Below are 6,818 nucleotides of genomic sequence, written 5' to 3' on the forward strand. Positions count from 1 at the left end.
AACATAGGAAATTAATTCCGTACGCTCAAGGCTAATATATGTCTCAAGGGTGTGACGGGATCGGAAAGAGTAGCATGCTGTGAGCGGCGCAAAACGCGAGAGCAGTACTTACCCAAAAGGTCTTGATCCGGCTTAGGACGCTATGAACCACAAGTTTGTAGGCTATAAGATCAATTCTTACAAAGATTGATAGTTGAAGTAAACCATCGCGAGTTTTCCCAACACCCTAAAAAATTCTCCAGTAAAACCCATTAGAAAATATAAAAATAACTCTTCTATTCAAATCTCCTTAACAGTGTTATATCCGCCATTTCTTTTTATTCAGTCAATTTATGCTAGTCTGGAAATTAAACCGTATCCTTTAGGGGAATCACGATGGAGCTTGATTTCTGGCGGCAATTTTTACTGTATGCATTGTTCGTTAATTACAGCATATTAATATTCTGGTTCCTGATCATTGTCTTTGCCCATGATTGGGTCAAACAGTTGCATGGAAAATGGTTCCAGCTATCAGATTCAACCTTCGATGCCATTCATTATGCGGGTATGGCACTCTATAAGATTGGTATTTTTCTATTTAATCTAGTGCCTTTATTGGCTTTATATCTGATGTAAATATAGAGAGAAATAATAGATTTGAATCTTTCATTAACGTGATTTTAACCTGTGGTCGAATAGTAATCTCAAAGACCCAGTTCAAATTATTAAAATTGTCCAACTAAAAACAACAACATCGCTAAAAGGAGTTCAGGCAAATGAATCAGTTTAAACCCGCCCTGATTTTAGGTGCACTCATCGGCTTAGGAATGATTATAGCGGGATGGATTCTGGGGAACAGTGCCGTCAAGATCAAACAGTATGAACGGATTGTTTCGGTCAAAGGCCTGTCTGAACGTGAAGTTAGGGCAAATGTCGCGGTCTGGCCGATTCGTTTTAGTTCGGCCAGTCAGGATCTGGCTCAGCTTTATGACGTGATGGAACTACAAACCCAGCAAATCCAGACTTTCCTGAAAGGTGAAGGCTTTAAAGCCGAAGAAATTACCACGGGAGCACCCGTCACCACAGATAAATATGCACAGCAGTATGGCGGTGATGCCAATGTTGCCCTGCGTTATACCGCACATCAAACCATTACCGTATATACCCATAATATTGATGCAGTACGGGCAGCACAAACCCGTTTAGCAGAACTGGGTAAAAAGGGCATTGCCTTTGGTGGCGATGATTCTGGACAACGAACTGAGTATCTATTTACTGGCCTGAATGACATTAAACCAGCGATGATTGAACAGGCCACACAAAATGCTCGGAGCGTGGCAGAAAAATTTGCAGCTGATTCACAAAGTCGTCTGGGAAAAATCAAAACTGCTAATCAGGGTCTGTTCAGTATTGAAGATCGCGACAGTAATACACCCTATCTTAAAAAAGTTCGTGTCGTATCTACAGTCGATTACTATCTGGCAGATTAAATTGACCGGAAGCAATTCAGCAGTACGATCTGAGCAGCTTGAACCCGGCTGGTCAGGTCGCAAGCCGAGTATAATCTCCTTAAATCAACTTCCTGTAAACGTTCAGATTGACACACTGGATTGACATTGTTATTTTGCGCATCTTTCCCCCCCATGCAATTGCGCCATGCCACTAAACGATGACTTTGTTTACTGTCCACCTCAAGATCCGATTAAAATTCTCTATGAAGATGAGGATCTGGTGGTGATTGAAAAACCGGCAGGGTTGTTGTCGGTGCCGGGTCGTCTGCCAGAGCATCATGACAGCGCTTATTTACGTGTGTGCGAGCAATTTCCGGAAGCACGAATTACCCATCGCCTGGATATGGCTACTTCCGGAATTCTAATGTTTGCCAAGCATCGTGATGCAGAAGTGGCAGTCAGTAAAATGTTTCAGGCGCGTACGGTGAATAAGCATTACATCGCTTTGGTACAAGGCAAACTGGTCGGGGAGGGTGAAGTCAATGCCCCACTCATTACTGACTGGGAAAATCGGCCACGTCAGATGGTACATACGGAACTGGGCAAGCCCTCTAAAACCCTGTATCAAGTGTTGGATTATGATGTGGCACAAGATATTAGCCGTGTCTTATTAACGCCGATTACCGGGCGTTCGCATCAACTGCGTGTGCATATGATGCATATTGGTCATCCGATTACTGGCGATAAAATCTATCACCCTGAACCACTGCGCAGTCCGTTGCAACGCATGGCCCTGCATGCCAGTTATCTTGCATTTACCCAGCCCTTAAGTGATCAACCGGTAGAAATTTACGGTAGTGTGCCTTTTTAATATTGTCTAGTTTCAACTCCATGTTTTATTAAATAATATTTGAATTTCTGGAATGAATGCAGAACACTTTACTCATCTATTGCGTTGTATAAAGTGTGAGAAAATATTTCATATTTTTCTTTAATTCTCTAAATTTACTTATTTTTTGATCTAAAAAGCATTAGTTTAAATATAGTTATGTGCTTTGTTAAACTATGTAAATTTATAAGTTTACCTATCTTAATACTGTCTCATGAAGAAAATTAAATTTTTAAAAAGATCAAAATTTGGTAAATTTAAATCTATGTTATAAAACAATATTATATTTTAATTTTGATAAAAATTAAGAAATATAATATTATTTCATTAAATTCAATAACTTACTGTCTATCTTATAAGTTAATTCCTACTTGAAGCTTTAATATTTTTATTCTGGCAAGATTTCAAGAGATAAAACAGTAGAATTCAACAAAAATATCAATAAATGAGGATGAAAATATCTCCAAAATAAGCAGTCAAAAGTATCTCTACTAGTTAAAAGTTAAAGAGATACTTTAAAAATAAAACTTCGATTTGATATATAAAATCAGTCATTTAAAAACTGTAAAAAATGTTATTTTTCCTATCGTATCCTGTATAAAAATCAGCTAATCTAATTTGTATAATAAAACGGCAGCATAATAAGGACAGCCCTATGTCACGTGATTATCAGCAGTTCCCGGATGATGAAAATGGCAATGTACTCTGGCAGATGTTTCAGGATGGCGATGATCTGACTGAAGCACATGAAATTGAATTTTCGATTGCATTTAATGAAGAATCTCAGGCTGATCGCTGTGCTTTGCATCTATTAAAAGAAGAACAGAAAATCAGCCTGTTCCAGGATGAAGAAAGCGATACACTCGAGTGGGTGATCACGATTTTCGTTTATATGGAACCGAGCTACGAAGATATTGTCGATCTGGAGCAATGGTTTACCAAAATCGCGAGTGAATTTGGTGGCGTTTATGATGGTTGGGGCTGTATGGCTTATGTATATGACGACATCGACGATGATGATACGCCTTTGACCAGTTAAAGCTAAACAAAATTTTTATAACACAGAATGAAGAGTATAAGCCCAGCCCGTCTGGGATTTTTCTTCTGGTGAATCAACAGTTTATTAATGAATAATTCAAACTGATATTATTTAAAACGAATAGAGGAATTGTAGAAATTAAATCCATATAAAATATAAGGTATAAAATGCTATAATGATTTTTTAATTTATTCATTTCTTATTTTTATTTTTGAGGTTCTTATGAGTCTACCCCATTGTCCAAAATGCCAGTCTGAATACACCTACGAAGATGGGGATTTACTGATTTGTCCTGAATGTTCGCATGAATGGAAAGAGGGTGAAGATACAGAAGAGCAGCTAATCATTAAGGATGCCAATGGTAATGTTCTTGCTGATGGTGATAGTGTAACAGTGATCAAAGACCTGAAAATTAAAGGTTCCTCATCTGTGGTGAAAGTTGGAACTAAAGTAAAAAGTATTCGCCTGTTGCCAGATGCAGCAGATGGTCATGATATTGACTGTAAAATTGAGGGTATTGGCGCAATGAAGCTCAAGTCTGAATATGTGAAAAAAGCATAATCCAGTCCTGATCTGTTTTAATCTATTAAAGTTTGAACCAGAATGGCGGTTTAAAAAATAAGCCGTCATCACCTGCCTTGGCTTACATTTTATTTCATACGGGGCATAATCAAGAAAAAATACTGAGTAAATAAAACCTCATGCCTCATCTTCATATTGAATATTCAGATAATATCCAGAATCTGGAGGTCAAGCCGATGCTGCTTAAGATTCACCAGGCCTTATATACTGCAAATTATATTCAGGATCCGAATGATTTAAAAAGCCGGGCAATTTGTCAGCAGAATTATGTGATTGGACTGGATTTGAATACCACTCAGGCCTATGTACATGCAAAAGTATCCTTATTGTCGGGGCGTAGTCCTGAATTGAAACAGGCAATTTCCCAGTGTGTCTTAGCAGTGCTACGACAGCATGTACCAGCCCAGCAGGGTTTGACAATACAGCTCTGTGTAGAAATCATAGAAATGCCAAAGGACTGTTATAGTAAAGCCTTTATTTAACTTTAGTTTAACAATACTTGTATGTTGTTGAAATTATAAGTATTATTTTTCGGGATTGTTATGTTGTGACACAACTAAAATCTAGCAAACAGTGAAAAATAACTTAAATAAGCTTAAATTAACTGGGTTCCTTCTCAAGTTTTATGGAAGTTGTTTAGCTAACAATAAAATGATCTTTAAAAAATGAATTTTATGGGGCTTTTAATATATTTGATGATCTTAACTAGTTAAGGTTTTTTTGCTGTAATTCTAAAAAAATCTATGTCCTTCTGTAGGGGCAGATTGCAGTGATTATTTGACCATTTAAAAAATATAAGAGAATAGAGATGAAAATATTCGGGGACGCATCTTTAGGTAGAGAAATAGTTGATTTATTACATGAATGGGATAGTGCAATAACAGGCTTGGATATTCAGAATGTGCTTAAGTTGTGTGTATCAGATGTGAGGTTTTTTGATTTAAGTACAGAAGTTCATGGTCTGGAAGCTTATGAACAGAAATGGAATCTTTACAAGCCTTATATGCTGCATGGAGTGACCATACAGCGGCATGATGTGACAATCCACGTAGAGCCTCATTTAGCTTTCATTCATGGTTATGTCAAACTTACACCAGCAAGTGCTGAAAAAGTAAAATGGCTTCCATCCGTGAAATGGTGTCGTACTAGCTTATGTTTGAAAAAGGAAAAAGGGCAATGGAAAATGGTGCATCAGCATATTTCGGTACCGGTAGAGATTGAAACACATAGCATGAAAGTATTAGAGCTAACCATTTAGATCTATAATGACATTATTTATATGAATTCATTCGCTATTTAAGTTCTCTACTATAGGGCAATGTTCAGTTGAATTCCAATAAAAAAAAGAGCCTGAATGATTTAGGCTCTTTTTATTTGCAGAATGAGTATTAACCAAAGCGTTTTGGAATTTTCTGTCCATTAGGTATAGGGGTTTCAGCATTTTTTAATACACCGAATAACCAGGTTTCAGCATGCTGTACGGCAGTCTTGAGCTGATCGCCTAATGCTAAACGACCGGCAATGAAACTGGCCAGTGAACAGCCTGAACCATGATATTCACCCTCCAGACGAGCACAACGGGTCTGGTTCACCAGTTCACCCTGAATATATAAACTGTTCTGGATATAATCGGGAGTATCCTCATGACCTCCTTTGACCAGTATAGCTTTGGCACCCATGGCAAACAGTTTTTGTGTCGCAAGTTCCAGATCCTGCTCACCTGTCAGTGCACGCAATTCCACTGTGTTCGGTGTAATAATAGTTGCATGAGGGATCAATTGGGTAAAAGCCTTGACCAAGGTTGCCTGATCTCCCAATGAGCCACCACTGTTCGCGACAAGTACCGGATCAAGCACATAAAAATATTCAGGATGCTCAGCAAGAAACTCGGCTAGGGCTGCAATATTGTCGGTAGTACCAAGCATGCCGGATTTGACACCACGGATGGGCAAGTCACCGACTACCGCATGAGCTTGTGCAAGCAATAGGCTTTTTGATGTCGCTTCAAAGCCAAATACCTGTTGAGAGTTCTGAATAGTAAGGGCGGTACAGGCTATTGCAGCATGAGCCCCGCTTTGGCCAATAGCTTCAATATCAGCCTGGAGACCTGCTCCACCTGAAGGATCCAAACCTGAAAAGCATAGTACGGTAGGGCGCAAAACGATGTCCTTAAACTCTAGATTTGCGTTAGTATAGGCAAAATTTTGTTAACACTCGATAGCATTTTATCGAAGTAACCGGGAGGCATGGGGTGATTCAGAATATTCTGATTGATCTGGATGGAACATTAACGGATCCGAAAGTCGGAATTACCACTTCTGCACGTTATGGCTTGGAAAAAATTGGTCATCCTATTCATCCTGATACCAATATTGACTGGATTATTGGACCACCGCTTAAAGCCTCACTCGCTAAAATTCTGAACGTTGCAAGCAATCACGTGCTGGCAGAGCAGGCACTAGAAGCCTATCGGGAACGTTTCGCAGTCACCGGACTGTATGAAAATAAAGTCTTTCCTGAGGTGGCTGAAACTTTAGCTGAACTCAAACGCCGTGGATATCGACTATTTCTTGCGACTGCTAAACCCACCGTTTATGCACGACAGATTCTTGAACACTTTGAGCTAGATCAATATTTTAAAGGCATTTATGGCAGTGAGCTAAATGGTGATCGTACCAACAAAGGTGACCTGATCGAATACCTCTTGCAGCAAGAGCAGTTAGATCCAGCTACTTGTATCATGGTTGGAGATCGTGAGCATGACATTTTTGGTGCTAGACATAATGGGATAGAAACTATTGCAGTTACTTATGGCTATGGTTCGCCAGAAGAATTTGCTCAAGCTGAGCCAAAATTTCAGATTCAACGCTTTAATGAA

General features: G+C 39.0%; 9 protein-coding genes. 8 read left to right on the forward strand and 1 reads right to left on the reverse strand.

The genetic code is table 11. The features are described 5' to 3' along the window. Positions 1-375 precede the first annotated feature (375 nt). The 7 genes from B4033_RS00350 (at position 376) to B4033_RS00380 (ending at position 5,198) form a co-directional block, all read left to right on the forward strand. Entirely contained in the window at positions 376-615 is a 240-nt protein-coding gene (locus B4033_RS00350; RefSeq protein WP_004891620.1) for a DUF6868 family protein, read from the forward strand. Between the two features lie 140 nt (positions 616-755). Beyond that, entirely contained in the window at positions 756-1,469 is a 714-nt protein-coding gene (locus B4033_RS00355; protein ID WP_286831050.1) for an SIMPL domain-containing protein, read from the forward strand. A gap of 166 nt (positions 1,470-1,635) precedes the next feature. Beyond that, a complete protein-coding gene (locus tag B4033_RS00360) occupies positions 1,636-2,301 on the forward strand; it encodes an RluA family pseudouridine synthase (RefSeq protein WP_286831051.1) in 666 nt (221 codons plus the stop codon). Between the two features lie 673 nt (positions 2,302-2,974). Continuing rightward, complete coding sequence (locus tag B4033_RS00365; protein ID WP_004814565.1) at positions 2,975-3,358, forward strand: ribonuclease E inhibitor RraB; 384 nt, start codon at positions 2,975-2,977, stop codon at positions 3,356-3,358. Positions 3,359-3,580: 222 nt separating this feature from the next. Beyond that, on the forward strand, positions 3,581-3,919 hold the full coding sequence (locus B4033_RS00370; RefSeq protein WP_004814566.1) for a zinc ribbon domain-containing protein YjdM: 339 nt from the start codon (positions 3,581-3,583) through the stop codon (positions 3,917-3,919). A 140-nt stretch (positions 3,920-4,059) separates the two neighbouring features. Continuing rightward, positions 4,060-4,422, forward strand: coding sequence for a 5-carboxymethyl-2-hydroxymuconate Delta-isomerase (locus B4033_RS00375; protein WP_017401434.1), 363 nt, complete (start codon positions 4,060-4,062; stop codon positions 4,420-4,422). A gap of 326 nt (positions 4,423-4,748) precedes the next feature. Next, positions 4,749-5,198 (forward strand): YybH family protein, encoded by a 450-nt coding sequence (locus B4033_RS00380; RefSeq protein ID WP_076754125.1) that lies wholly within the window; start codon positions 4,749-4,751, stop codon positions 5,196-5,198. Positions 5,199-5,328: 130 nt separating this feature from the next. Here B4033_RS00380 and B4033_RS00385 read toward each other — a convergent pair whose 3' ends face one another. Continuing rightward, positions 5,329-6,099, reverse strand: a complete 771-nt coding sequence (locus B4033_RS00385) for a hydroxymethylpyrimidine/phosphomethylpyrimidine kinase (RefSeq protein ID WP_076754122.1) — start codon at positions 6,097-6,099, stop codon at positions 5,329-5,331. Positions 6,100-6,191: 92 nt separating this feature from the next. Between B4033_RS00385 and B4033_RS00390 the strand changes: the two genes are divergently transcribed. Then, positions 6,192-6,818, forward strand: a 627-nt coding sequence (locus tag B4033_RS00390; RefSeq protein ID WP_286831057.1) for an HAD-IA family hydrolase, incomplete at its 3' end; no start/stop codon positions are given.

It is taken from the genome of Acinetobacter sp. UBA3132 (assembly GCF_002364825.1).
Lineage (GTDB): Bacteria > Pseudomonadota > Gammaproteobacteria > Pseudomonadales > Moraxellaceae > Acinetobacter > Acinetobacter schindleri.

Coding starts and splice junctions, on each gene's coding strand:
- B4033_RS00375 (WP_017401434.1), top strand. CDS start 4,060: ATGCCTCATCTTCATATTGAATATTCAGATAATATCCAGAATCTGGAG.
- B4033_RS00360 (WP_286831051.1), top strand. CDS start 1,636: ATGCCACTAAACGATGACTTTGTTTACTGTCCACCTCAAGATCCGATT.
- B4033_RS00355 (WP_286831050.1), top strand. CDS start 756: ATGAATCAGTTTAAACCCGCCCTGATTTTAGGTGCACTCATCGGCTTA.
- B4033_RS00350 (WP_004891620.1), top strand. CDS start 376: ATGGAGCTTGATTTCTGGCGGCAATTTTTACTGTATGCATTGTTCGTT.
- B4033_RS00380 (WP_076754125.1), top strand. CDS start 4,749: ATGAAAATATTCGGGGACGCATCTTTAGGTAGAGAAATAGTTGATTTA.
- B4033_RS00365 (WP_004814565.1), top strand. CDS start 2,975: ATGTCACGTGATTATCAGCAGTTCCCGGATGATGAAAATGGCAATGTA.
- B4033_RS00370 (WP_004814566.1), top strand. CDS start 3,581: ATGAGTCTACCCCATTGTCCAAAATGCCAGTCTGAATACACCTACGAA.